The organism is Magnetococcales bacterium (assembly GCA_015228815.1).
In the GTDB taxonomy this organism is placed as follows: domain Bacteria; phylum Pseudomonadota; class Magnetococcia; order Magnetococcales; family UBA8363; genus UBA8363.
On the sequence record JADGCV010000037.1, the window covers coordinates 12,235 to 36,426 of the forward strand.

Below are 24,192 nucleotides of genomic sequence, written 5' to 3' on the forward strand. Positions count from 1 at the left end.
CTTGAATGATGGTCGAATTTCCCCATCCCGAGTGCCACAGGGAAAGGAACGGAACATGAAGCATGCCGAAGATCCCGCCTGGCCCCTTGCCGAAGGGGTGGTCCGATCCAACGCAAACAGCGTGGTTGTTTTTCTCCTTATTTTTCTGCCGGCCATTTTTCTCACGGTGGTGCTGGATGTCCTGGGCATCTTCGAGGAATGGTTGTGGCGCGGCGAACTCTGGTTTCTGGATGAGTTGGCCGCCATGCTGTTGCTGTGCGCCCTGCCGTACATGACCTACCTGGTTTATCGACTGTTTCGTCTCAATCAAGATCTGCATCGGGAAAAAGGTGCCATCCGCCGTCTGCATCAACGTCATGAATCCATCCTTCAGTCTGTCGGAATCGGCATCTTCGGACTCGACGAAGGGGGACGGATCACCTTTGTCAATGCCGCCGCCACCCGAATTCTCGGCACGACCGCTGTCCGGCTCAAGGAAGGGTCTCTCCGAACCCTGCTCGGGACGGTCCGCGAAGAAGAAAACGCGCCCTGGTCAAGTCTCCTGGAGGAAACCCTGGTCGATGGGAAAATCCGCCTGGACCTTCAGGAACGGTTCCGGCGCGGTGATGGAACCTTGATTCCCGTTTCCTGCGGTGTCTCGTCGCTCGATCCGGAAGCGCCGACACAAGGGGCGGTTGTCACCTTTCAGGACATCACCTTGAGACAACAAACCGAAATGGAACTGCACCGACTGGCCAATGCCGTCAACCAGACCGCCGAAATGATCGTCATCATCGATCCCGATGGGGTCATTCTCTATGTCAATGCCGCCTTCGAATCCATGACCGGCCATCGTCGTGAGGAGGCGATTGGAACCAATCTGACACAACTGCCTGGAGATGGGTTGGGTCATCAATGGAATCGACGGATTGCCCAGGCCTTGTCCCAGGGGGTTCCCTTCCGGCAGCGTCATCCCGCCGCGAGGAGAAATGGCGCCATTTTCCAGGCCGACATCGCCTGGTCTCCGGTACGCGACCCGGAAGGACGGATCACCAGTCATTGCGTGGTGGGGCGGGACGTGACCCATGAACTGGAACTGGAACGGCAACTCAGGAAATCACAACGTCTGGAGGCAGTCGGAACCTTGGCTGGCGGGATCGCCCATGATTTCAATAATATTCTCACGGTCATTCTTTCCTATACCGAACTGACCATGGACGACCTGATTCCGGACAGTCTTGAATACCGCAATCTCAAGGAGGTCATGACGGCGGGCAATCGCGCCAAGGAATTGGTCAAACAATTGCTTGTCTTCAGCCGCGGAACCGAGCAGGAACGGACATGCCTGACCTTGTCGCGGGAGATCCGGGGGACGATGCCTCTGATCGAGGCGGGACTTCCCGAGACCATCCGTCTTCAGGTGGCGATGTCACCGTTGGAGGAGCAGGTGTTGGCCGACCCGACCCGAATCCGTCAGTTGGTCATGAACCTGTGTACCAACGCGGCGGAGGCGATGGCACTTCGGGGCGGGGTGATCCACCTGGTTCTGGAACGGGTCGTGGTCGATCGGGAAATGATCGCGACCCATCCTGCGTTATCGCGCCTGCAACCGGGACCGCACATGGTTCTGGGTGTCGGTGATCAGGGGGCGGGGATTTCCCCGCCCCATCTGGAACGGCTTTTCGAACCGTTTTTTACCACAAAAAATGTGGGAAAGGGTTCGGGATTGGGATTGTCGGTGGTCCATGGTATCGTCCAGTCCTTCGACGGCGCCATTACCGTGCGCAGTGTCGAAGGACAGGGTTCCTGGTTTCAGGTATTTCTTCCGGCAATCGGCCCGCGGCAGCCGGGATCAATGGTTCAGGTCGGTCAGGGGAACGATGAGCATGTGTCGAATTCTTGTCATCGAGGATGAGCGGCAGGTCCGGGAAGTGCTCAAACAGATGCTCGAAAGGGCGGGATATGTGGTCGATACCGCGGAGGATGGCCGATTGGGCCTGGAACATTTTTCCAGACAACCCGCGGACATGGTGATCACCGACATCCTCATGCCCAACAAGGATGGCCTGGAAACCATCGAGGAACTGACCGGGAAAAATCCCAACCTGCCCATCATCGCCATTTCCGGGGGCGGACCGGGCGAAAAGGCCCAGTTCGCCCTCGATGTCGCCAGGATGTGCGGTGCGGTGCGTGTTCTGGCCAAGCCGTTCTCCAGAAAGGAAATTCTGGAAATGGTGACCGAACTCCTGGCCGCCAGGGATCAGGCTGGCGAGTGACAATGTCCGGTTTAGTTTCCGGAGGTGGAACAGGTGTTCAGGCCGATGATGGGATAAAACGGACAGAATTTCATCAGGCCTGTGGCCAGGGGAATGATGCCGATCCAACCCCATGGGGTCTGGGGACCGACGAAGACCAGGGCGATCAGGACCAGTCCTGCCACGATGCGAAGAATGCGATCGATGCCACCGACATTGGCTTTCATGGGTCGTGCTCCTTGCAAAGGTATTGATGCTTTCGCTTTCGAAAGGCATCGTACCATCCTTGACGGGAAAACTTCAAAAAAAAATGTGATTTTCCTTGAGCCCGCCGTCGCGGCTGCCGAAAGGGGTTTTGACGCGGTGAATCCAGTCGGACATGGAACGGAGCGATGGTCTTATGGATTTTCTTGATTTTGTCTATCAGAATGCCCGGGTTCGCTTTCCCAGGGGGATTCCGGATTCGCCCGATGCGGTGCGTATCGACGACCCGGTGCTGTTGCAACAATTGCTGACCATCCTGACTCTGGACGGTGAGGTTCCCATTCTTTTGCATATGGGCGATCAGATCTTCGATTATCATTCCTTCCTGAAGATGGCTGCCGGGGATGGTGGGACCGAAAAAAACCTGTATCTGCTCATCCAGGCGTTGATTCCTCCCATCGGCAATCTGCGCATACGGCGCGCCGATCTTGTCGTTCTCAGTTTGAATACCAGGGCCTACAATGTCGTCATGGAGGTTCATTTCATTGAGCAGTTGGGCAATCATGCTCTGAAGATTTCCTTTCCCCGCGAGGTGATTATCCGGACCGAAAAACGCAAGTCGGTCCGGGTCAACGTCGATGCTGCCTGGAATCTTCACCTGGAGATGGCTGTCGGACGCAAGGAGGTTCTGCGGCCCCGTCTGGAAAATGTCAGTTATGGTGGATTTTATTTCAAGGCGCCCGAGCAGCATCCCAGATTGGATTCTGGTGGGCAGTGCCTGGCCCGTTTTCTCTGGCCGTCGATGAAGATCGATACCCGGATCAACACGACCATCATCGAAACCTGCGGCAAGAACGGCGATCCTTTCTTCCGGGCGCGGTTCACCTTCGAGATCTACGACAAGACGATGCAACAGATGGAAAGTCTTGTCGCTTCCGCGCAAAGCATGCACCTGAAAAAACGCAACGCCCTGTTCGGGCATTGGGAGATCGTTCTGGATCGAAACGTCCGCCATTGACCGGAGGGACTCCGGTCTTTGGGGTGTGGGGGGGCGTCCCGGCATCGATCTGATCGATGGCATCGACGGGACCGGAGGCGCTCCGTGAAAGGTGGTTTCGGATTGCCGCAACATGGGGTAGATTGGGATACCTTCCTTTTCTGGCGGCTCCGGGACCAACCTCATGAGACCATCCCCGACATCGATTCCTGTTGCCATCCGTTTCGTCCATCGTCCCCTGTCCCGATCCCGCGAGGACCTTCCGGGGGCATCGTGATGGCCGAACCGTCTTTTCTCCATGAGGCGTGGCAGCGCTTGCGGGTGGTTCTCGACCTTGCCCCCGACGCCATCGTGACCTTCGACGAAGAAGGGATCCTTCTTGATGCCAATCATGCTTTCGATGACCTTTTTGGATACCCTTCCGGATCGATGATCGGAAAACCGGTCACCCAGGTGTTGGACCGCGAGAAGATCCGTCGGGTGGAAGGAGGAGGGGGGAAATGTTCTTCTGGGAGACATGCGCCCCTTCTGGAATGGTGTCCGCCGTTTCAGGAAGGGGTTTTCGAGGGGGAAGGGATCGGACGCGATGGCGGTCGGTTCGCGGTTTGGTGGACGGTGGGGCGGTACCGGTTGGGGGAGGTCGGGCGCCTGACGGCGATTTTCCGGGATTTGACCCTGCACCGCCAGACCCTCGATGCGCTGGATGAGGCCTATTGTGAACTGGAACGGCGGGTCCTGGAGCGGACCCGGGCCCTTGAAGAGGCCAACCGTGTATTGCTCCGGGAGGTGGCCATTCGCCGCGAGGCGGAGGAACAGCAGAAGCTCTTCGCCAAGGTGTTCGAGGGGGCCAGGGAGGGGATGCTCATCACCGATGCCCAGGCACGCATCGTGGCGATCAACCCATCCCACGCCGAACGGACCGGATATCCTCCGGAAGAGGTTCTGGGAGCCAATCCAAGCATGTTTCGTTCCGGGCGTCATGGCGCCGACTTTTACCGTCGGATGTGGCAATCGTTGCGGGAGACGGGGCAGTGGAAGGGGGAAATCTGGGATCGAAACAAGGGGGGCGAGGTGTTTCCCCGATGGTTGAGCATTCATTCGGTGAGCGACGAGGCGGGGCAGGCCAGTCATTATGTCGGGATTTTCTCCGACATCACCCACATCGAGGGAACCGAAGAGCGAATGCAGCAACTGGCCTATTTCGATCCCTTGACCCAATTGCCCAATCGACTGTTGTTTCGCGATCGGGTGATCCATGAAATTGCGATGAGCCGCCGTACCCATTCGCAGGCGGCCCTGTTTTTCATCGACCTGGACCGCTTCAAGTATGTCAACGACACCATGGGGCACGATGCCGGGGACCAACTGTTGATGGAGGTGGCGGGTCGTTTGCAACGACGGTTGCGCCAATCCGACACCATTGCCCGCATGGGTGGGGATGAGTTTACCGTTCTCCTGCCCAATCCTGGCAAGAGCGTCGATATCGGTCATCTGGCCCAGAAGGTGATCCTGGATTTGCAGCAACCCTTTGTCGTCGGCGGCAAGGAGTTCTTCATCGGCGCGAGTATCGGCATCACCCTGTTTCCCGATGATGGCGACGATTATGAAACCTTGAGCAAAAATGCCGACATGGCCATGTATCACGCCAAGGAGGCGGGACGCGGCGTCTATCGCTTTTTCTCGCCGCGGATGAACGAGCGGACCACGCTGCGGTTGTCGTTGGAAATGGACCTGCGCAAGGCGATGGAGCAGGATGAATTGATTCTTTTCTATCAGCCGAAGATCCAGGTGTCCACGGGGCGGATCAGCGGCATGGAGGCCTTGATCCGGTGGCGCCATCCGCAAAAGGGGATGGTCAGTCCTGGAGACTTCATCCCCTTGGCCGAAGAGACCGGTTTGATCGTCCCGATGGGGTTGTGGGTGCTGCGCACCGCCTGCCGCCAGGTTCGGATTTGGCGCGACATGGGCTGGAAGCATCTCCGGGTGGCGGTCAACCTGTCGCCACGCCAGGTCCAGGGAGAGGAGATCGTCCGCGAGGTCGCCGGAATCCTGGAGGAAACGGCTCTGTCCAGCGATGGCCTGGAGCTGGAAATCACCGAATCGATCGCCATGTCCGATGTGTCGCGGAGCATCGGCATCATTCGGGAATTCAGACACATGGGACTGCACATTTCCATCGATGATTTCGGTACCGGGTATTCCTCGCTGAGTTATCTGAAATCGCTTCCGCTGCATGCCTTGAAGATCGATCAATCCTTTGTTCGCGACCTGGTCGAAAATTCCGATGATGCCTCCATCGTCACCTCGATCATTTCGATGGCGCGGGCAATGAATCTGGAGGTGGTGGCGGAAGGGGTGGAGACCGCGGCTCAATTGGCCTTTCTGGCCAGACAAAACTGTGCCCAGGCCCAGGGATATTTCTTCTCCCGACCGGTTCCGGCGGATGAATTCCTGGAACTGTTGAAAAAACAGGGGTATGAATAAGGGGTGAAGGAGGGTCTTTATGACGGGTGATTTTCCCGGGTGTGGGTGCGGGGTTGGAATTTTCCAGAAAAATTCATGATGCCTTTCAAAAACGGAGTTTTCTCTTGTCGGATTATGATTCGGGCTACAAACTGCTTTTCAGCCATCCAGACATGGTGCGTGACCTACTTCGAGGGTTTGTCAAGGAGGAATGGGTTGAACAACTGAATTTTTCCAGTCTGGAAAAGGTGAGTGGCAGCTATGTCGCCGATGATCTTCGTGACCGGGAAGACGATGTGATCTGGCGTGTTCGTTGGGGAACAGAGTGGTTGTTCATCTATCTGCTTCTGGAGTTTCAATCCTCCGTGGATTGGATCATATCGGTAAGAACGGACGCCTATATGATGCTCTTGTACCAGGATTTGGTCAAGGCTGGGCATGTGAAGCGTGGAGATCGACTTCCTCCCGTGCTTCCGGTTGTTCTGTACAACGGCAAGTCGGCCTGGACGGCGGCAATGGATGTATCGGAGTTGATTACACCGGTTCCTGGTGGACTTGATCGTTATCGGCCACGCACGAGGTATCTGCTTATCGACATTGTACGGTATAGAAACGCCGAATTGGTGCCTATGCGTAACCTTGTCGCGGCGCTTTGCCGGTTGGAGAAGAGTCGGACGCCTGGAGAAATTCGCGATGTAGTGGCACTTTTGGTCGATTGGTTGAAAGCCCCGGAACAGTTGAGTTTGCGGCGAGCGTTCACGGTGATGCTTGGGCGCGTGTTGTTACCCAGGCGGGTTCCTGGGCAGGCAGTTCCGGAGTTGAATGATTTACAGGAGGTAAATGCCATGCTGACCGAGACTGTGGGAGAATGGACAAAAGAGTGGACTCGTGAAGGTATCCAAATTGGCAAGGCAGAAATGCTGACCCGTCAGCTGCAACGCCGCTTTGGCACAATGCCTGACTGGGCCAGTGAAAAAGTCGTCAAAGCGGATCTTCCCTCTTTGGAGAATTGGAGCCTTCGCATCTTCGATGCCCAGTCTCTGGACGATGTCTTTGTCGACAAGCCATGACGCGACCGAAGAAACTTTTCCGCGGAAGTGCCCGCGCAACGATTTCGGGCGTGTACCGAACCTCTGGGGCGTTTTTATTGCAAGGCAAGGGATATGAGGATTCGTCGTATGGCGATCCTCATGGCGTCAAGATCAGCGTTTTGCGGCGCCTTTGGACGGGTGCATTCCGGACCAGGGGGGGGTGTCGCACAGTTGCGGCGGGTTTTGTCTTTGCAGGGAACGGTAGAAATTGCGACACATCGGGGCATGGGTGCTCTGTTGCGGACAGTTCTTGAGTCCGTCTTCGAGCATCTTCTGATAATTTTCCAAACGAATCAGGCAGTTGCGACGCCAGATGCAGGCCAGGTAACGTTCCTGGTCGGGACCGGGCCATCTTGGGGGCGAACCGCAGCGTTCCCTGGCATTGTTCGCGGGCGGGGCAAAGACCGGTTTTCCTTTTGTATTTTGTTCGTCGGGTTCCACTGGGGCCGATGCCTTGGCGACCGCCATCTCCCGTACACTCCGACCGGATGGAGGATCTTGAAGGGACGGCGTGACGTTTTGCCTTCGTGGCACGGGGGGCGTGTCGCCTGACAGCCCTCCCGTCATCGCCACCGGAGTGGATGGGGTGGCCGATGCCGCGGGCGGGGAGGGGGAGAGGAGCGGGGCTTCCGATAGGGTCTCCGACGATTCTTCGTTCGCCGGAGAGGCACTGACGCGGTCCTGGTGGTTGTCCTGCATGATTCCGGGGTCGATGGCGGTGACCGCATCGGGAAAATCCAGATGTTCGAAGCGTTTAAGCATCATGGACAACCATTCCGTTTCCTCGGAGAATCGCGGCAGGCTTTGCAGGGGCCCGTTGGGAGCATCGACAAAGCGAAGCAACAGCACGAAAAAGCCGATGCCCAGGAGCATCCCCACGAGATAGGGGGTCACCGAACGGAAAAACCAGTGGATGCAGCGTCCGATCACGTTCCGTCAACCTTCCTTGTGATGTCGATCATTGTGCCGCCGGTGGAAACCGGGCCTCCTTTGGGGGCGATCAATCGTCGATGGTCAGTTCCTGGGGATGGGCGGCGCCATCGCGTACCAGAAATCCATTGAGATCCAGTCGTCCAAGGGTATCGAGCGAGACGATCAGATGCAGGACCTCGGGATCGTAGGCCTCGCGAAGGTCTTGGGGCGATGGCATGGCGGGCGCCGCGGGATGACTGTGATAGATGGCGATGACCTGTTCGCCACGCTCCCGCAGATCCTTCATGAGTTGGATCTGTTGTGCCGGATCGGCCAGGAAACGGCGTTCGTGACGCAGGCTGTTGGCGAGTGGATGCCATGCGGTGATGGTTCGTGGCGTCTGTCCCGACAGAATGCCCACGCATTCCTCGGGGGCCGTTTTCAGGGCATGGGCGAGGATGCGATTGACGATGGGCCGGGGGATGACCCATGCCGTTTGCGGGATCGGTTCCGCCATGGTTTGTTTTTTTCCGCCGGGCCGGTTGAAAATCTTATATGACGACTTGCCAAAAGGGCGTCCTTCTGACCTATTATAGCGCTGTTGGGAAACGGTACACGGAAAAATCGCACAAGCGGAAAAAAGCATCCCGTTGATGAAAGCCTACCTCCAAAGGGTTCATCCGCAATCCGGTGTTGTCTGGTTTTATTCCATCCAGATTCAACGCGATCTTCTCGGAGAATGGCAACTGATCCGGGAGTGGGGGCGTTCCGGTTCGTCGGGAACCCTGCGGCGTCAGATATTCGACGACCTTGATCCCGCGCTGGAAAGCATGGACCTGTTGGTGGAACAGTTGCGGGAAAAGGGATTCAAGGTGGTCATGCGCGAGGGGTTGAGTGCCGAGATGGCCCATTGAGTCTTGTCGCGACCGGTGGGGTGTGGCCGGATTGCAAACCATCAGGATGGAACATCATCATTGAACGAAGGAAATTGGCGATGGTCGAACCTTTTCACATGGCCATGGAAGCGGGGGTGCTTCAGGTCAACTGTCAGATATTGGCCAATCGTGAAGCGGGTTTGGCGGTGGTCATCGATCCGGGTGGCGACGCCGACCGGATTCTGAAAGAACTGGATCGCCTTGGGGTCCGTTTGACCCACATCATCAACACCCATGGTCATTTCGATCATTTGGGCGGGGTTGCCGACCTCAAGGAGAGGACGGGCTGTGCATTCTGGATCCATCCCGGAGATGCACCGTTGGTATCCGCGGCCCGCCAACATGCGAGGGCGTGGGGCCTGCCCTTTGGCGCGCCGCCCACGATCGATCGCGAACTGGCCGACAACGAGGTCCTTGAAGTTTCCGGGATGGAGCTTCAGGTCATTCACACCCCTGGCCACACACCAGGAGGGGTCTGTTTGCGTTGGGGCAATCGGATGGCGGTTGGCGATACCTTGTTTCAGGGGTCGATCGGACGCACCGACCTTCCAGGCGGCAATCATGCGCAACTGATCCAATCGATCAAGAACAGGCTCTTGCTCCTGGGCGATGACATCGTCTGTCATCCAGGACACGGACCGGATACAACATTGGGCAACGAACGCAGGCACAATCCTTTTCTCAACAGCATGTGGTCGTTTTCGTGATCCAGGGGAAAGAATCCGGATTTTTCTATTCACATCAAGCTAAACTCGGGGTCGTGGAGATTGCTGTTCGAGGCCGTTAACCGGCAGGGAGTTGGCCCGTCCATTGGAGCAGCAGGAGATGCGACGGATGTCTCCGAAAGGCATCAATGCAGGACCCGTGTTCCGGGGACTTCCATGAAAAAGGGGGGGATCGGAACCGGGAACTGTTCGCCATCGTCGGTCACGAACAGATAACTGCCCTCCATCTGGCCCGTGGTCGTTTTCAGAATGGTCCAACTGGTATAGTTGAATACACCACCCGGTTCCAGCCGTGGTTTCTCTCCGACGACCCCTTCGCCACGAACCTCCTGCCTCCGACCGTTGTCCGACAGTATGATCCAATGCCGCTGCAAAAGTTTCGCGGCCCTCGGTCCATCGTTGTGGATGGTGATGGAGTAGCCAAAGGCGTATTCACCATGTTCCGGATTGGAATGCGATTCCAGATAGTGGGTCGCCACGGTGATCCGAATGTCTGTCGGCTGTGATCGTGCCATCGCGTGATGCTCCAGGCAAGGGGTCGGAAAGGGTTCACTTCTTGTCCTTCGACTTCTTATCGCTTTCGCCGTTCCATCTGGATGCGGCGATTGAGTGCTGTTCGGGAAATGCCCAGCATCGCCGCCGCCACACCCTGGGATCCGCCGCTTCGGCGCAATGCCTCCGCCATCAGCAGTCGTTCCGCCTCCCGGAACGTCGGCAGCGGACCCGAAAGTCCTCGGAACAGGTTGGCCGTTTCTTCGAGACCACTTTCTTCCCCCCGCCCAAAGGGGCGATGGGATACCAAACGCCCGATAGCCGTGTTGTCCATTCCAAGTTCGCCATCATTGTGACATGCAACGGCGTCATGTACCAATGCCTGAAGTTCGCGAATGTTGCCGGGGAATGGATGGGCGGCAAGGGCCTCCAGAAAGGAGGTGGCGATCGCGGGCCGGGTCCGGTTCATCGCCTGCGCCGATTCGGTCACAAAGTGGTCCACAAGCAGCGGAATGTCCTCCATCCGCTCACGCAAGGGTGGAATCGAGACCTGATGCGCCGAAAGACGATAGTATAAATCGGCGCGAAACGTCCCCCGGTCCACCTGGGCCTTGAGATCGACGTTGGTGGCGCAGACAATCCGGGCATCGCTTCCGCGAGGGGTGTCGCTGCCAAGAGGATAATAAAGATTCTCCTGGAGCAACCGCAACAGTTTCACCTGCGATTCCGTCCCAAGATCCCCGATTTCATCGAGAAACAATGTGCCGCCCTGGGCCTCCGCCACCATCCCCTGGCGAAAACCTTCCGCTCCCGAATACGCGCCCCGAACGTGTCCGAACAGGGTATCGGAAAACATGGCGCCGTCGATCCCGGCAACGTTGATGGCGATCAATGGTCCCGCCAGGCCACTCGCCCGATGCAGCCCTGCCACGAGGAGTTCCTTTCCGACGCCTGTCTCTCCATGGATCAATACCGGCTGACTCGAAGGGGCGATTTTTTCAAGATAGTCGAAAATGGCCAACATTCGTTCGTTGCGCGTCTTGATCGCGGCGAAGGGGGGGGAATTCCGTGTCGAGGGGTGCGTTGTCACGGAGGCGGAGGGGTGGGGTTCATGTCAAACGCATCAGGCTGATTTCGCGATGGAAGGTGATTGCCAGACTGGGGGTTTTCCTGTCACCAACCAATAGGCATATTCTGGCGCCAGATCGAATCCGCAGGGCCACGCCAGGGTGGGCCATTCGTCAAGAAAGACGCGGCGGAACTCTTCCTGGTTGCGTAAGGGCGTGGCGCTTGGGGTGGAATGCACCAGTTCCGCCAGATCCGCCACCCCGCTTTCGCCTGAGTTGAAGGTCAAACGCAAGCGGTGGTCATCCAGGTATTCCACGGATTGCACGGTAACGAGCATGGCATTTCTCCTCACACCAACGGAGGAAGCGTGTAGAACTTCTTGCTTTCCCACATGAACAGCAATTTTTCTTGATGCAATTCCGTCCACTCTTTTGTTGGGTGCGTTGCTCTCAGGGGCTTCGCCCCTGGACCCGCAACACGATTAAAACTGGTCGAGGATTTTGTGATTGATGCGAATGTCGGCCAACGTCCACAAACCATCCAGATAGGCGGTCAACTGCTCCAATCCCAACCCCTCTTCGACCAGCCCGACCATTTTTTTCCGTTCCTGTTCCTTGAATTTCGTTCGGTCCGCCGTTTCGATCCCCTTGAGGCGAAGCAGTGTCAGAACCCCTGAATTGTCGATGATCTCCCGGTGCATCGGCGCCTCCATCGTCAGTTTGAACGCGGCGGCGCGAATGGCCGTGCCAACTTTGGGATGTTCACCGGAACGGGTGAAGGGGTCGATGGACTCGGCCTTCAGGCCAGGATGGGCCGTGACCGCCTGTTCCCAGGGCGATCCTTCCGTCAATTCCTTGAGGATTCGTTCCATCCGTTCCCGGGCCAGTTTGGCCCCCTGTTCCTGTTTGTAATCCCGGAGAACCTGCTCCCTGACCTCTTCCAGGGGACGGGGTTGCGGTTCCTTGCGGTCGTTGACCCGGAGGACCATGAATTTTCCTTCGGACAATTCCACCATCGGACTCAATTCACCCTTCGTGGTCGCGAAAGCGGCATCGAGAAATTTTTTCTCTTGTTCCAGTCCGTCGAGTTTGGCCAGATCCTCGCGGCTGAAAAAGTCGAGTTCCTTGTAGCGCAGGTTGAGATCGCTCGCGATCGACTTCAAATCACCGGAGGCAAAAACCTGATCCTCCATCACCGCCGCCCGTTCATAGACCAGGTCCATGGCCTTCTTTTCGGTCAAAAGGGCCTTGATTTCCACCTTGACCTCCGGCTCCGGTCGTATCCGCGCCGCATGGACCTCATCGACCCGGATCAGGTGGATCCCGAACGGGGTGAGCACCGGCTCCGACACCACCCCCTTCTCCAGGGAAAACACCGCCTCCTCGAAGGCCGGAACCATCACGCCACGCGCGACAAGTCCCAGTTCCCCTCCCTGGGACGCCGAAACATCCTCGGACACCTCCCGGGCAACCGCCTCGAACGCTTCGCCCTTGTCGATGCGTCCCTTCGCCGCCACGGCTTTTTCCCGCGCCTGCTCCTCCGTGACGCCATCCCCGATCTTGAACAGAATGTGCCGGGCGTTTCTCTTTTCTTCCTGCCGGTATTCTTCCTTGTGTTCATCGAAATAGTCATCGATCTCGGCATCGGGGATGACAACGGTCTCGCGAAGGCTGTCGCTGCCCAGGAGGATGTAATGAACCTGCACCTGGGTCGGGGACACATAACGTTCGTGATTCCTCTCCAGATGGGCCTTCAGCTCGGCATCCGTGGCGGTGATGGTCGCCAGGATCGGTTCCAGGGGCAGGGTCAACAGTTCGACCGAGCGTTTTTCGTTTTCCAGAGCGTACAGATTGTCGATGAAGAGATCCGGAACATTCAATGGCGCGGTGAGCGCCTGCTGCAACTGCGCCGCGATCAGGTCGGTTTTGAGCTTTTGTTCATAATCCCGTGGCGACATCTGGTTGTTGCGCAATACCAGGGCATACCGTTCCGGATCAAATTTTCTCTCGTTGTGAAAGACCGGATTGGTGGCGATCTGATCGCGCAGGGCAGTGTCGGAGACCGTCAGACGCATCTCATGGCTTTTGGCGAGGATCAGATTGCGGTTGATCATGGCGTTGAGGGTTTTTTGTTTCAGACCGAGAACCTCGGCGGTCTTTTTGTCGAGCGAGCCGCCGAACCGTTGGCGCATGCGTTGGAATTCGTTGTCATAGGCCATGGCGAACTCCCTCGGGCCAATGGCCCAATGATCCGCTTCCGCCACCGGTTGCTGGTTCTGACTGTTGACATAGTCTCCGACCCCCCAGACCATGAAGCTCAAGGCGATGAAAAACAGCAGCAGTTTGACGATGAAGGTGTTGGCGCCCTTGCGCAGTATCTTGAGCATCGAATGGGAACTCCGCGTACTGGGGAGAAAAATGTTGGCGACGGTGCTTCGCGGTGGAAAAGCATAGAGTTTGATCGAGGAAATATCCAGTCCTTCTCCCTGGATCACTGCAAAATCTTCACCATTACGGCGCCATGCGCACTGTTTTTTCATGGGGAGGGACGTTGGCGAGGGGGGGCCACGATCTGGAAGGAAATCAAGGTTCGTTGACGCAATTCTTTCCTTCCGGTAGGTTTCACTGCATTATGGGATGGTTTTTTTCAAGGATCGCGTGGACCGAGGCCCCGGTTCGTCTCGTTTCGGGGTAGCGCTGGTCCGACCTGGATCGTGGAGTTGGGCATTCGGAATGTACGTCATTCGTGGCAGGATCAATATCGTTCCCCGTTTCCGGGAGGCGGTCGTCACCATTGGCAATTTCGATGGTGTTCATCGTGGGCATCAGGCGATTTTTTCCCGGCTTTTGGACCTTTCGCGGCGGCATGGCGGGGCGCCGAAGGTCGTGATCACCTTCGAACCCCATCCGCGGCGTTTCCTGGGAAACGATCCTTCCATGGCCCGCATCATCCCCTTGCGGTCCAAGATCGCCAGGCTCGATGGCGCGGGGATCGACGCTGTTTTGATTCTGCGGTTCAATCGTGATCTGGCAACCTTGTCGGCGGAGCAGTTTGTCCAACGCACTCTGGTGGCGGGATTGGCGGTGCGCGAGGTCCTTGTCGGCGAGAATTTTCGTTTTGGTTCGGGGGGCGAGGGGAATCTGGAATCGTTGCGGCGCATGGGACGACAATTGGGGTTCGGGGTTCATGGACAGCCATTGATGCGGGTTGGCGATACCGTTATATCTTCATCGATGATCCGGGCAGTGGTCGGGCAGGGGGACCTGGACCGGGCAGGGATCCTGTTGGGGCGTCCCTTTTCGATGGAGGGTCGGGTGGTTCACGGGGAGCGGCGGGGACGGGCCATGGGGTTTCCGACCGCAAACATCCCGGCATGCAACATGCTCCATCCGCCCCTGGGCGTTTGGATCGTCAAGGTTTGGCTGGAGGGGGTGGCGTATCGGGGGGTGGCCAATCTTGGGGTCAATCCGACGTTCGGTTTGGGGGGGCGTCGGTTGGAGACGCATCTTTTCGGCTTTTCGGGGGATCTGTATCGGCGCTGGTTGCGGGTGGAGTTCCTGAAGTTTCTGCGACCGGAACGGAAATTTTCCGGCATCGACGAATTGAGGGAGCGGATCGCGGAGGATGTCCGGTTGGCAAAGCGCTATTTCGCCGATGGACCAGAGGTGTGACGTGACTTGAGGCTGGGACAGTGATCGATTGAAATTCTTCAAGGTGAGACCGACCGTGGATTACAAGGATACCGTACTTCTGCCGCAAACCGGGTTCGCCATGCGCGCCAACCTGCCCGCCCGCGAACCGGAACTGCTGCGACGATGGCAGGACCTTGGCCTTTATGATCGGTTGCGACAACAGTCGCCAGGTCGGCCCCGCTTCATCCTTCATGACGGCCCCCCCTACGCCAATGGTCATCTTCATATCGGCCACGCCATCAACAAGGTCCTCAAGGACATCATCGTCAAATCGCGCCAGATGATGGGGTTCGACGCCGATTATGTCCCCGGCTGGGATTGCCACGGCCTGCCGATCGAAACCAAGGTCGAACAGGAACTGAAAAAGGAGGGAAAAACACGGGAATCGATCGATACCGTCACCTTCCGCCGTCGCTGCCGCGACTACGCCGGCCACTGGGTCGAAATCCAGAAGGGAGAATTCATTCGCCTGGGGGTGATCGGCAACTGGGATCACCCCTATCGCACCATGGACTACCCCTTCGAAGCGGACATCGTGCGCGAATTGGGGCGGTTTCTCGCCAACGGCGGGCTTTACAAGGGATCCAAACCGGTCTACTGGTGCGTCCATGACGTGACCGCGCTCGCCGAAGCGGAGGTTGAATATCAGGACCATACGTCCCAGTCGATCTACGTCAAATTTCCCCTGGCCGCAGACCAGACTCTGACAGACATCGACCCGTCATTGACCGCCATCCGGCCCGTTTCCGTGGTCATCTGGACCACGACCGCCTGGACCATTCCCGCCAACCTGGCCGTGGCGCTCCATCCGCAATTGACTTATATCGCCCTCGAAATCCTCGATCCCGCAGGTCACGCCAATCTGGTGGCGGGGGAACTCCTGATCGTTGCCGAGGGTTTGTGGGAATCGGTGGTCGATGCCCTCGGCATCGCCCGCGACACGGTGGCCATCCGTTGTCGTTTTTCCGGCAAAGACCTGGAGGGGCGTCGCTTTCGCCATCCCTACCTCGATCAGGATGCCCCGATCGTCCTGGGCCGCCACGTCACCCTGGAGGCGGGGACCGGTTGTGTCCACATCGCTCCGGGCCACGGACATGAAGACTACGAGGTTGGCCTGAACTACCACCTTCCCCCCTTCAACCCGGTGGATGATCGCGGTCGGTTCACCAGCGAAACCCGCGAATTCGGCGGTCGGTTCATCTTTACCGCCAATGGCGAAATCATCGAACATTTGCACCGGATCGGTCGTCTTCTGGGAACGGCCCCCCTGCAACACAGCTATCCCCATTGCTGGCGCTGCCATCAACCGGTGATCATCCGTGCCACCCCGCAATGGTTCATCTCCATGGAACACAACGACCTCAGGCAAAAGGGACTGGCCGCCATCCGCGCCACCCGCTGGATTCCCTCCTGGGGGGCGGAGCGAATCTTCAACATGGTGCAGGGACGCCCCGACTGGTGTGTCTCGCGGCAACGGGCCTGGGGGGTGCCGATCACCGTGATTTCGTGCAGTGCCTGCGGCGCCCATTGCACCGGACCGGAGGTGATCGAATCGGTGGCCCGGGCGGTGGAACGGGAAAGCGCCGATGTCTGGTTCCAGAAACAACCCCATGAGTTCCTTCCCCAGGGATTTGTCTGCCCCCAATGTGGCGGCGGCGAGTTTCACAAGGAATCCGATATTCTCGATGTCTGGTTCGACTCGGGAGTGACCCATGCCGCGGTCCTGGAAAACAATCGTGCCGATGGCTGGGGACTCTCCTGGCCCGCCGATTTGTATCTGGAAGGCTCGGACCAACATCGCGGCTGGTTTCATTCAAGCCTTCTGGCCGCGGTCGGCACAAGGGGGACGGCCCCCTACCGGGCGGTCCTGACCCATGGCTTCGTCGTCGATGGCCGGGGACGAAAGATGTCCAAGTCTCTGGGCAACGTCATCGCTCCGGAAAAGGTGATCAAACAATACGGCGCCGACATTCTGCGCATGTGGGTCAGCGCCGAGGATTACACCGGCGATATTCGCATCTCGGACGAAATCCTCAAGGGCCTGGCCGACAGTTATCGCCGCATCCGCAATACCATGCGTTACCTCCTGGGCAATCTTCACGGTTTCGATCCGGCACGCCACGAGGTGGTCGTGCAGGAAATGCCCGCTTTGGATCGCTGGGCCCTCGATCGTCTGGCCCATTTGATCGACCAGGTAACATCCGCCTACGAGGAATTCGCCTTCCACCGTGTCTACCAGGACCTCCATTATTTTTGCGCCGTGGACATGGGGGCTTTCTATCTGGACATCATCAAGGATCGCCTCTATTGCGACGCCGCCGATTCGTTGTCGCGCCGTTCGGCCCAGACAGTCCTCGCCGCCATCCTCGACGCGCTTGTGCGATTGATGGCCCCGATCCTGTCGTTCACCGCCGAAGAAATCTGGCTCCAGATGACGCATCGTGCCGAGGATTCGGTCCATCTGGCGCCCTTTCCACAAAATCGTCCCGAATGGCGGGACGATGAACAGGCCGCCGTCTGGAAACGGTTCCGCGAGGTCCGTTCCGAGGTTTACCGCATCCTTGAAACTCTGCGCAACGACAAGGTGATCGGTTCCTTCATGGAAGCCCGGGTCCGGATCGTCGCCACCCGGGAATGGTGCGATTTCCTGGGTTCTTTCGATCAACTGGCGAGACTCTTGCTTGTTGCCAGTGTTTCGGTTGTCTGCCAGGAGGAGGTCGTGTCCGATGAGACTGCGGTTGATTCTTCCCTGGCGGGATTGCGGGTCGAGGCGCTGCGTTCAGGGGGGGCCAAATGTCAACGCTGCTGGAATTGGGGCGAGGATGTGACGGGTGTGGCGGGATTGGAACTGTGTCCCCGTTGTGTCGGGGTGGTGGCGGGTTTGCGCCGATGACCGTTGATGGTTGGAACCGAAACGGGTGGCTTGTGGGGATCCCCCTGGCGCTTGGGGTGTTTTTGATCGACCAGTGGTCCAAATGGATGGCAGTGGCCGAACTGGGAAGTGGCCGGCGGATCATTCTCTGGGAAAACTTTTTCGATCTGGTCCTGGTGTACAATGTCGGCGCCGCCTTTGGCATGTTCAAGGATCTGGAACCGGGGTGGCGTCATCTTGTCCTGGGCGGCGTGGCGGTCGTGGCGGTGGTCGCCATCGTCATCGTCCTGGGACGGACGACAAGCCTGTGGTTGATCGGCGGCATGGCTTTTATTCTCGGCGGGGCGCTGGGTAATCTGGTGGATCGGATTCGTTTGGGCAAGGTGGTCGATTTTCTTCATGTCCATTGGCATGATCTTTCCTGGCCGGTGTTCAATCTGGCCGACAGCGCCATCACGGTCGGAGTCGCGATGCTCCTGCTCGACTATTTCCTTAACGATGAAGACAAGGAGACGGCATGAAGCGGTTTTGCAAGGTGATGATCCTCCTGGCGGGGTGTGGCGGGCTGGCGGGATGCTCCAATGCCATTTCCCTTCCCTGGGAGCAGGATTTCCTGGATCCGGGGCGGGTGGCCACTCGTGAACCCCTGGAAATTCCTCCCGATCTGAGCGAACTGCCCAACCCCGATGTTCGCAAGGAAGAGCCACCCCTCGATGCCTGGGTCAACCCCGATGGACCGGGTGGTACACGGACGGGAAACCCGGAAGGGTCAAATTCGCGTCTTCCCTTTGCCATTCCACCGGTCCGTGAGGACAATGAAGGTCTTTCCCGCAATGAAAAAGAAAATCTTCCCGGATGGATGGATGCCCCGATCAAGGCACACTGATTGCGGGGGATCGGCTGCGGTCTTTCTGTTTTTTCTCCTGGTTTTTGTCGGGCCGGGGCGGGCCTGGGGCTGGGAATCGGAGGACTTCACTCTGGATAATGGCCTGCGGGTCATTCTGGTCCGGGAGTCCAAGGCGCCGGTGGTCGCGACCCAGGTCTGGTATCGGGTCGGGGCGCTGGATGAAGTCGCCGGGAAAACGGGGTTGGCCCACATGTTGGAACACATGATGTTCCAGGGAACCAAGGCGGTTCCAGGGGGGGAATACAGCCGGATCATCGCCCGTCATGGCGGCGAGGAAAACGCCGCGACCGCCTGGGACCATACCCAATACTGGTCCCGGCTCGCTTCCAGCCAACTCGAACTGGCCTTGAAGCTGGAGGCGGACCGGATGGAAAACCTTGTGTTCCATCCGGGCCGGTTCGGCTCGGAAAATCATGTGGTGCGTGAAGAGCGGCGTACCCGGACCGACTCCAATCCCCAGGGACGCTACTTTGAAAAATTTCGTCGGTTTTTCTTTCAAGATCACCCCTATGGCCGCCCGATCATCGGTTGGATGAAGGATATCGAGGGGTACACCCTGGCCGATGTGGCAGGGTGGTATCGGCGCCATTATTCTCCCGACAATGCCATCCTCGTGATCGTCGGCGACATCGAGTTCATTTCGGCCAGGGACAGGGTGCGGCACTGGTTTGGCGGGATTGCCCCTTCGGGACGGAAGGAGCGGTCGGCGTTGCCGGACCTGCCGGAGGGGAGCGGATTCCGGAGGCTGGTTCATCGGGATCCCCAGGTCATGGCCCCTTTCATGCAGATTTCCTGGTCTGTTCCTTCGCTGGCTTATGGTGCCACCGGGGATGCCTATGCGTTGGATCTCCTGGCGGCGGTTCTGGGGGGGGGCGGGTCGAGCCGTTTGTACCGTCGTCTTGTGGTTCAGGAGCAGAAGGCGGTTGCGGTGCAAACCCAATATGCGGGGTCTTCCCTGGGGGTTGAAACCTTCGACATTTATGCCGATCCACGCGATGGCGTCCCGGTTGACGATCTGGAACGGGCGTTGTTCGCTGAAATGGAAACCTTTTTAGCCAATCCTGTTTCCGAGGCCCAGTTGCAACGGGCCAAGAATGGATTGCTGGCGGAACGGATCTATTCCCGGGATGCTGTCCAGCATCTGGCGACGATGATCGGACGTCTGAGTATCGTCGGGGTCGATTGGAAACGGGAGATCGAGGATGGTCCGCGCATGATTCAGGAGGTGACGGCTGAACGTCTTCAGGAGGTCGCGGCTCGTTATCTGACCCGGGACAGGGCTGTTGTCGGGGTTTTGACGCCATGACCAGGTTTCCATGGTTTCTTGTCCTGATTGCGTGGATGTGTGTGGTGACCGTGGCTGGTGCCGCGACGTCTCTGGAGACGGCCCGTTTTCTGACGACCCGTGGTGGAATTCGGGTCTATCTGGTGGAAAATCATGCCAATCCAATGGTGGAACTCAATCTTCTGACCCGTGGCGGTTCGGTGTTTGATCCCAGGGGGCGGGAGGGGGTTGCCTATTTGACGGCGTGGATGTTCAACGAGGGGGCGGGTTCGATGGATTCGGAGGCTTTCCGGGATCGTCTTGACGAACTGGGAATCCGCATGGATGGCAATGCCAATCGTGACACTCTGGAAGTTTCCATGACGACTCTTTCGCTTCATCTGGAGGAGGCGTTGCGACTGTTGTCCCTGGCGGTGTTGGAACCGCGCCATGATGTTCGGGATTTCGAGCGTGCGCGGCAGGAGACCGTGGTTGCCTTGAGACAGAAGCGGGAGGATGCCGACTGGCTGGCGGGCGAGCGTTTGTATGCCATGATGTATGCCGGGCATCCCTATGCCCATCCGCCGATGGGCTATGAGGAGAGTCAGGCCCGTATCACCTTGAATGATGTGCGGCGTTTTCATGTTTTGAGCTTCCGTGCGCCGCAGATGGTGATCGCGGTGGCGGGCGATGTTACCGAAGAGACCCTGGGGCCACTTTTGGAACGCCATTTTGGCGGGGTCGATGTGCGTCCTTCGTTGCACGGGGCAATTCCGGAGACAGGGACTTTGGCTTCGGGGGGGACGGTTCATTTGGAAATGGACAGTCCGCAGACGGCCATTCAAATGGGGATGATCGCCATGGATCGGGAGGATGCCGATTATTATCCGATGGTGGTCTTGAATCAGATTCTGGGGGGGCCGGGTTTGACGAGCCGTTTGAACGAGGAAATTCGCGAAAAGCGGGGTTTGACCTATGGGATTCATAGCCATTTCGCTCCGTTGGAGAAGCGTGGTCCCTTGACGATTTCGATGAAGACCCGGACGGAGGCGACGGCGCAATCGATCGGCTTGATTCATGAGGCGATGCGTCTTTTGGCCAGGGAGGGGGGGGACGCGGATGAATTATCGGATGTCAAACGGTATCTGGTGGAATCCTTCGCGCTCAATCTGGACACATTGAAAAAACAGGCAGCGACCTGGAGTTTGGTGGGATATTATCGGCGGGGCATTGATTATCTTCGTCGTTGGCCGGAGCGGATCGAGGCAGTGGGGCGGGAGGATATTCAGCGGGTGGCGCGTCGGGTTCTGGATCCCGAACGGTATGCGACGGTGACGGTGGGGCGAAAAAATTAAGTGAAGGGGGGGGGCCTGGGCAGTTACGTCAAAAGAAAAACTTTGGAGGCTTTGCCTCCAAACCTCCATTGGGAAGGGGAAAGCCCCTTCCCAAACCCATCCTTTGACTGTGGTGGATCGTTTCCATTTCCATGAGCACACCTTTTTTCCTTTTTCTGCCGCCGCTCGATGGGGACAAGGTCCTTTTCGTCGGTGGCGATGGCGGACTCGACCAGGTGCGCCGCGAACCGGCAGGAGTCGCCGCCTTCGCCGCCCGTGGACAGCGCGTCATTCTGGTGGTTCCCGGACGAGACATCCTTTTGACCCGCCTTACCCCTCCCGCGGGGGCAAAAAAACGACAACTCGAAAAGGCAGTCCCCTTTCTGCTCGAAGACGATCTGCTTTCCCCCGTGGAACAGTTGCATTTCAGCCTGGGCAAGATCGGCGCGGATGGCCGGATGGCGGTTGCGGTGGTGGCGAAGAAAATCATGGATGGATGGATGGCCTTCGTCGCCGAATGGGACATCCGCCCCCAGGCGATGATCATCGATTTCCTTCTGCTTCCCTTCACTCCGGGAAAATGGCAGGTGTGTACCGAGGAAGACCAGGCCTGGGTCCGTCTGGGGGATGACGAAGGGTTCATGATCGAACGCGACAACCTGGAACTGTTCTTGTCGCTGGCCTGTCAGCGCCCCGAATTGCCGGAACGGATCCGATGGGTCGCATTCGACCGGGATGACGACTCCGACCGCTTTTCTCTTCCGGTTCCTGTGGACCGGGTCATCGGCCATCGCGACCGGGTGGTGGAGATGGTCGGTGGCGATGCGACAGCGGGGGGATTGAACCTGTTACAGGGGGCCTATCGTTCGGCGGGTGTGTTCGGCGGTGGATGGCAACAGGCACGTTTTGGATTGATTCTGTTGGCGGTCTGGCTCGTGGCGCGAACCATGATCGGAATGGTGGAACTGCACTATCTGGAACAACGGGAAGCGGTGTTGAAAAATCAATCCCGAACCATCCTGACCGAGGTGTTTCCCGATATTCATGTGATCGTGAATCCGAAGGGGCAGATGATGCAACGCCTGGAGGAACTCAAAGGACAGGAAGGAAAAAACCGAAACGAAGGGTTCATGGACTGGCTGACCAAGGTGGCCATGGCGGCCCGGGGTGTCGAAGGGCTGCTGTTTCATCGGGTCAATTATCGCGATGGGACCCTGGGGCTGGTCGTCAAGAGTCCCGACACGGGGCGGCTGGAACGGATGATCGATGTATTGACGAAGCAGTATGGCTTGCGTGCGGTCTTGCGCAAGGCGGATCGCGGTACCGACGGGGTCGAAGGGCAGATCGACATTGGAGCGGTGTAGAAAATGAGCGACTGGTCGGGATGGATGGATGTCTGGCGCGGCCTTGGCGGGCGGGAACGTCGCCTGGTGGTGATCGGCGGGGTAGCATTGTTCGTGGCGCTCTTTTACGCCATGGTGTGGTCCCCGTTCATCGAAGGTCTCGGCCATGCCCGGCAACGGGTGGCGGCGGGGGTCGAGGCCGTGACGTGGATGCAGGGTCGGGCAACGGAGGCAAAGAGGTTGCTGGCGGCTCTGGGGGGCGGAGAAACTCCCATTCCAGCAGGATCCCTGTTGTCTTTCGTTCAGGAGAGCGCCAGCAAGAGCGGAGTCGGTACCGCCCTGAAAGGAGTGGAACCCACGGGTAACGATCAGGCGTTGGTTCGATTCGAACAGGCCCATTTTCATGCCCTGGTCGCCTGGCTGATCGAACTGCACTCCAGAGGGGTGGAACCCTCCTCGGTGACGCTGGAGCGCGAACAGGAACCGGGAAAGGTGCGGGCCCGTCTGGTCCTGGGGCGCCGGGGTGGATGATGGGAACCAGGGGGTATCTGGCACTGGGGGTCGCGGGTTACCTTTTTTTTCTTCTTTCAACCCTGCCTGCGGGGCTGGCGTGGTCGTGGCTCGCAATCGATCCCTCGGTGCTGGTCCTCGGTGAAATGTCGGGAACCCCGTGGTCGGGGACTGCGGGACGGGTGGTCGTGGCGCATTTTGAAACGGGGCCGTTGCATTGGCGGATCTCTCCCGAATCCTTGTTGCGTCTGGCTCCCCGGGTCGATTTTTCCCTCGATGGCCCGGATGGATTGCATCTCCAGGGGGCAGTCGTGGGGGAAAAAGAGTTGATCCTGAATGTGCGCGAGCTTTCCTTCGTCGCCTCCCTCGCGGGTTTGACACCGCTGCGGATGCAATTGCCGGTCGATCTTCTGGGCCGGCTGGCGTTCAGGATCGAACACCTGGCTGTGAATCGCGAAGGACGGATCATCGCCATCGACGCCGGGGGACGCCTTGAGGATTTGATGATCGGCGTCCCCTGGGATAAAAAACTGGGAGGCTTCACCCTCGAAGCCGAGCTTGGAGTGGACGGGGAGGTCCTGATCCATATCAAGGATGTCGATGGGGTTCTTCGTACCGCCCTGGTGTTGAAGATTTATCCCGATGGCCGGTATTCTCTCAGAGGGAGCCTCAAAGGGGGAAAAGACATGGATGATCAAATGGCCAATCTGCTCCGGCAATGGATTGGATTCGAGCGCAATAAACAGTTTCCGGTGCGGATCCAGGGGTACTTGTAATAAACAATAGTGAAGGAAGGAAAAGGGTGGTGTCCGCACTGACGGAATTTTTCGATTCCCTGAATCGGATATCCGGAATGACTTGAACGACGACTCATGCTATTGTGTCGGTCATGACTGAAATTTCCCAGCCGCATGATAATCTGTTCCGGGTTCTTCTGTCTTCGCCGGAGACGGCGGGTGCTTTGTTGCGGGAACGATTGCCGCCCGAGGTGGTCAAACTTCTGACCTCCGAACCGCCGGAACTGGTCGAAGGAAGTTTTGTCGCGGAAGACCTGCGCCATTGTTACTCGGACCGCGTGTTCCAGGTCAGAACGGTCAGTGGAAGGCCGATGTCGATCTATGTCCTGATCGAGCACAAGAGCTACCGGGA

24 protein-coding genes are annotated in these 24,192 nt (G+C 58.1%); 17 read left to right on the plus strand and 7 right to left on the minus strand.

The genetic code is table 11. From position 1 onward, the window contains the following. The first annotated feature begins 55 nt into the window (after window positions 1–55). Window positions 56–1,894: a PAS domain S-box protein gene (locus HQL76_14225; protein ID MBF0110323.1), complete on the plus strand. Its 1,839-nt coding sequence runs from the start codon at window positions 56–58 to the stop codon at window positions 1,892–1,894. After that, window positions 1,866–2,255 carry a response regulator gene (locus tag HQL76_14230; GenBank protein ID MBF0110324.1) on the plus strand — a complete coding sequence of 130 codons (390 nt, stop codon included), beginning with the start codon at window positions 1,866–1,868 and terminating at the stop codon, window positions 2,253–2,255. Before HQL76_14225 ends, HQL76_14230 begins: the two co-directional genes overlap by 29 nt. 11 nt (window positions 2,256–2,266) lie before the next feature. Here HQL76_14230 and HQL76_14235 read toward each other — a convergent pair whose 3' ends face one another. Then, entirely contained in the window at window positions 2,267–2,461 is a 195-nt protein-coding gene (locus HQL76_14235; GenBank protein MBF0110325.1) for a DUF2892 domain-containing protein, read from the minus strand. A gap of 152 nt (window positions 2,462–2,613) precedes the next feature. Here HQL76_14235 and HQL76_14240 point away from each other — a divergent pair, with 152 nt between their 5' ends. The 3 genes from HQL76_14240 (at window position 2,614) to HQL76_14250 (ending at window position 6,968) form a co-directional block, all read left to right on the plus strand. After that, window positions 2,614–3,456, plus strand: coding sequence for a hypothetical protein (locus tag HQL76_14240; GenBank protein MBF0110326.1), 843 nt, complete (start codon window positions 2,614–2,616; stop codon window positions 3,454–3,456). A 255-nt stretch (window positions 3,457–3,711) separates the two neighbouring features. Beyond that, a complete protein-coding gene (locus HQL76_14245) occupies window positions 3,712–5,919 on the plus strand; it encodes an EAL domain-containing protein (protein ID MBF0110327.1) in 2,208 nt (735 codons plus the stop codon). A 104-nt stretch (window positions 5,920–6,023) separates the two neighbouring features. Next, window positions 6,024–6,968, plus strand: a complete 945-nt coding sequence (locus HQL76_14250) for an Rpn family recombination-promoting nuclease/putative transposase (protein MBF0110328.1) — start codon at window positions 6,024–6,026, stop codon at window positions 6,966–6,968. Window positions 6,969–7,100: 132 nt separating this feature from the next. On the opposite strand, the gene HQL76_14255 is transcribed toward HQL76_14250, so the two are convergent. Together HQL76_14255 and HQL76_14260 are read right to left on the minus strand one after the other, a co-directional pair. Further along, window positions 7,101–7,919, minus strand: coding sequence for a hypothetical protein (locus tag HQL76_14255; protein ID MBF0110329.1), 819 nt, complete (start codon window positions 7,917–7,919; stop codon window positions 7,101–7,103). Window positions 7,920–7,989: 70 nt separating this feature from the next. Continuing rightward, window positions 7,990–8,418 (minus strand): M67 family metallopeptidase, encoded by a 429-nt coding sequence (locus HQL76_14260; GenBank protein MBF0110330.1) that lies wholly within the window; start codon window positions 8,416–8,418, stop codon window positions 7,990–7,992. Window positions 8,419–8,554: 136 nt separating this feature from the next. Between HQL76_14260 and HQL76_14265 the strand changes: the two genes are divergently transcribed. Next, window positions 8,555–8,815: a WGR domain-containing protein gene (locus HQL76_14265; GenBank protein ID MBF0110331.1), complete on the plus strand. Its 261-nt coding sequence runs from the start codon at window positions 8,555–8,557 to the stop codon at window positions 8,813–8,815. Between the two features lie 80 nt (window positions 8,816–8,895). After that, complete coding sequence (locus tag HQL76_14270) at window positions 8,896–9,543, plus strand: MBL fold metallo-hydrolase (protein MBF0110332.1); 648 nt, start codon at window positions 8,896–8,898, stop codon at window positions 9,541–9,543. Between the two features lie 143 nt (window positions 9,544–9,686). On the opposite strand, the gene apaG is transcribed toward HQL76_14270, so the two are convergent. The 4 genes from apaG to HQL76_14290 form a co-directional block, all read right to left on the minus strand. Continuing rightward, window positions 9,687–10,076 (minus strand): Co2+/Mg2+ efflux protein ApaG, encoded by a 390-nt coding sequence (gene apaG / locus HQL76_14275; GenBank protein MBF0110333.1) that lies wholly within the window; start codon window positions 10,074–10,076, stop codon window positions 9,687–9,689. Window positions 10,077–10,132: 56 nt separating this feature from the next. Then, window positions 10,133–11,077 carry a sigma-54-dependent Fis family transcriptional regulator gene (locus HQL76_14280; protein MBF0110334.1) on the minus strand — a complete coding sequence of 315 codons (945 nt, stop codon included), beginning with the start codon at window positions 11,075–11,077 and terminating at the stop codon, window positions 10,133–10,135. Window positions 11,078–11,176: 99 nt separating this feature from the next. Next, the gene (locus HQL76_14285; GenBank protein MBF0110335.1) at window positions 11,177–11,458 is read right to left on the minus strand and encodes a DUF2442 domain-containing protein; all 282 of its coding nucleotides are present in this window, start codon (window positions 11,456–11,458) and stop codon (window positions 11,177–11,179) included. A 144-nt stretch (window positions 11,459–11,602) separates the two neighbouring features. After that, on the minus strand, window positions 11,603–13,615 hold the full coding sequence (locus HQL76_14290; GenBank protein ID MBF0110336.1) for a SurA N-terminal domain-containing protein: 2,013 nt from the start codon (window positions 13,613–13,615) through the stop codon (window positions 11,603–11,605). Window positions 13,616–13,853: 238 nt separating this feature from the next. Between HQL76_14290 and HQL76_14295 the strand changes: the two genes are divergently transcribed. From HQL76_14295 to HQL76_14340, 10 genes are all read left to right on the plus strand, one after another. Continuing rightward, window positions 13,854–14,792 (plus strand): bifunctional riboflavin kinase/FAD synthetase, encoded by a 939-nt coding sequence (locus HQL76_14295; GenBank protein MBF0110337.1) that lies wholly within the window; start codon window positions 13,854–13,856, stop codon window positions 14,790–14,792. A 55-nt stretch (window positions 14,793–14,847) separates the two neighbouring features. Further along, a complete protein-coding gene (gene ileS / locus HQL76_14300) occupies window positions 14,848–17,706 on the plus strand; it encodes an isoleucine--tRNA ligase (GenBank protein ID MBF0110338.1) in 2,859 nt (952 codons plus the stop codon). Then, entirely contained in the window at window positions 17,703–18,206 is a 504-nt protein-coding gene (lspA, locus tag HQL76_14305) for a signal peptidase II (GenBank protein MBF0110339.1), read from the plus strand. Before ileS ends, lspA begins: the two co-directional genes overlap by 4 nt. Beyond that, window positions 18,203–18,571 (plus strand): hypothetical protein, encoded by a 369-nt coding sequence (locus HQL76_14310; GenBank protein MBF0110340.1) that lies wholly within the window; start codon window positions 18,203–18,205, stop codon window positions 18,569–18,571. The genes lspA and HQL76_14310 overlap by 4 nt, the downstream gene beginning before the upstream one ends. Next, entirely contained in the window at window positions 18,549–19,898 is a 1,350-nt protein-coding gene (locus tag HQL76_14315) for an insulinase family protein (protein ID MBF0110341.1), read from the plus strand. Before HQL76_14310 ends, HQL76_14315 begins: the two co-directional genes overlap by 23 nt. After that, window positions 19,895–21,211: an insulinase family protein gene (locus HQL76_14320; protein MBF0110342.1), complete on the plus strand. Its 1,317-nt coding sequence runs from the start codon at window positions 19,895–19,897 to the stop codon at window positions 21,209–21,211. Before HQL76_14315 ends, HQL76_14320 begins: the two co-directional genes overlap by 4 nt. A 131-nt stretch (window positions 21,212–21,342) precedes the next feature. Beyond that, complete coding sequence (locus HQL76_14325) at window positions 21,343–22,554, plus strand: hypothetical protein (GenBank protein MBF0110343.1); 1,212 nt, start codon at window positions 21,343–21,345, stop codon at window positions 22,552–22,554. A 3-nt stretch (window positions 22,555–22,557) separates the two neighbouring features. Further along, window positions 22,558–23,064, plus strand: coding sequence for a type II secretion system protein M (locus HQL76_14330; protein ID MBF0110344.1), 507 nt, complete (start codon window positions 22,558–22,560; stop codon window positions 23,062–23,064). Continuing rightward, complete coding sequence (gene gspN / locus HQL76_14335; GenBank protein ID MBF0110345.1) at window positions 23,061–23,819, plus strand: type II secretion system protein N; 759 nt, start codon at window positions 23,061–23,063, stop codon at window positions 23,817–23,819. Before HQL76_14330 ends, gspN begins: the two co-directional genes overlap by 4 nt. Before the next feature lie 113 nt (window positions 23,820–23,932). Beyond that, window positions 23,933–24,192 (plus strand): Rpn family recombination-promoting nuclease/putative transposase (locus tag HQL76_14340; protein MBF0110346.1); only part of this gene is annotated, 260 nt, incomplete at its 3' end.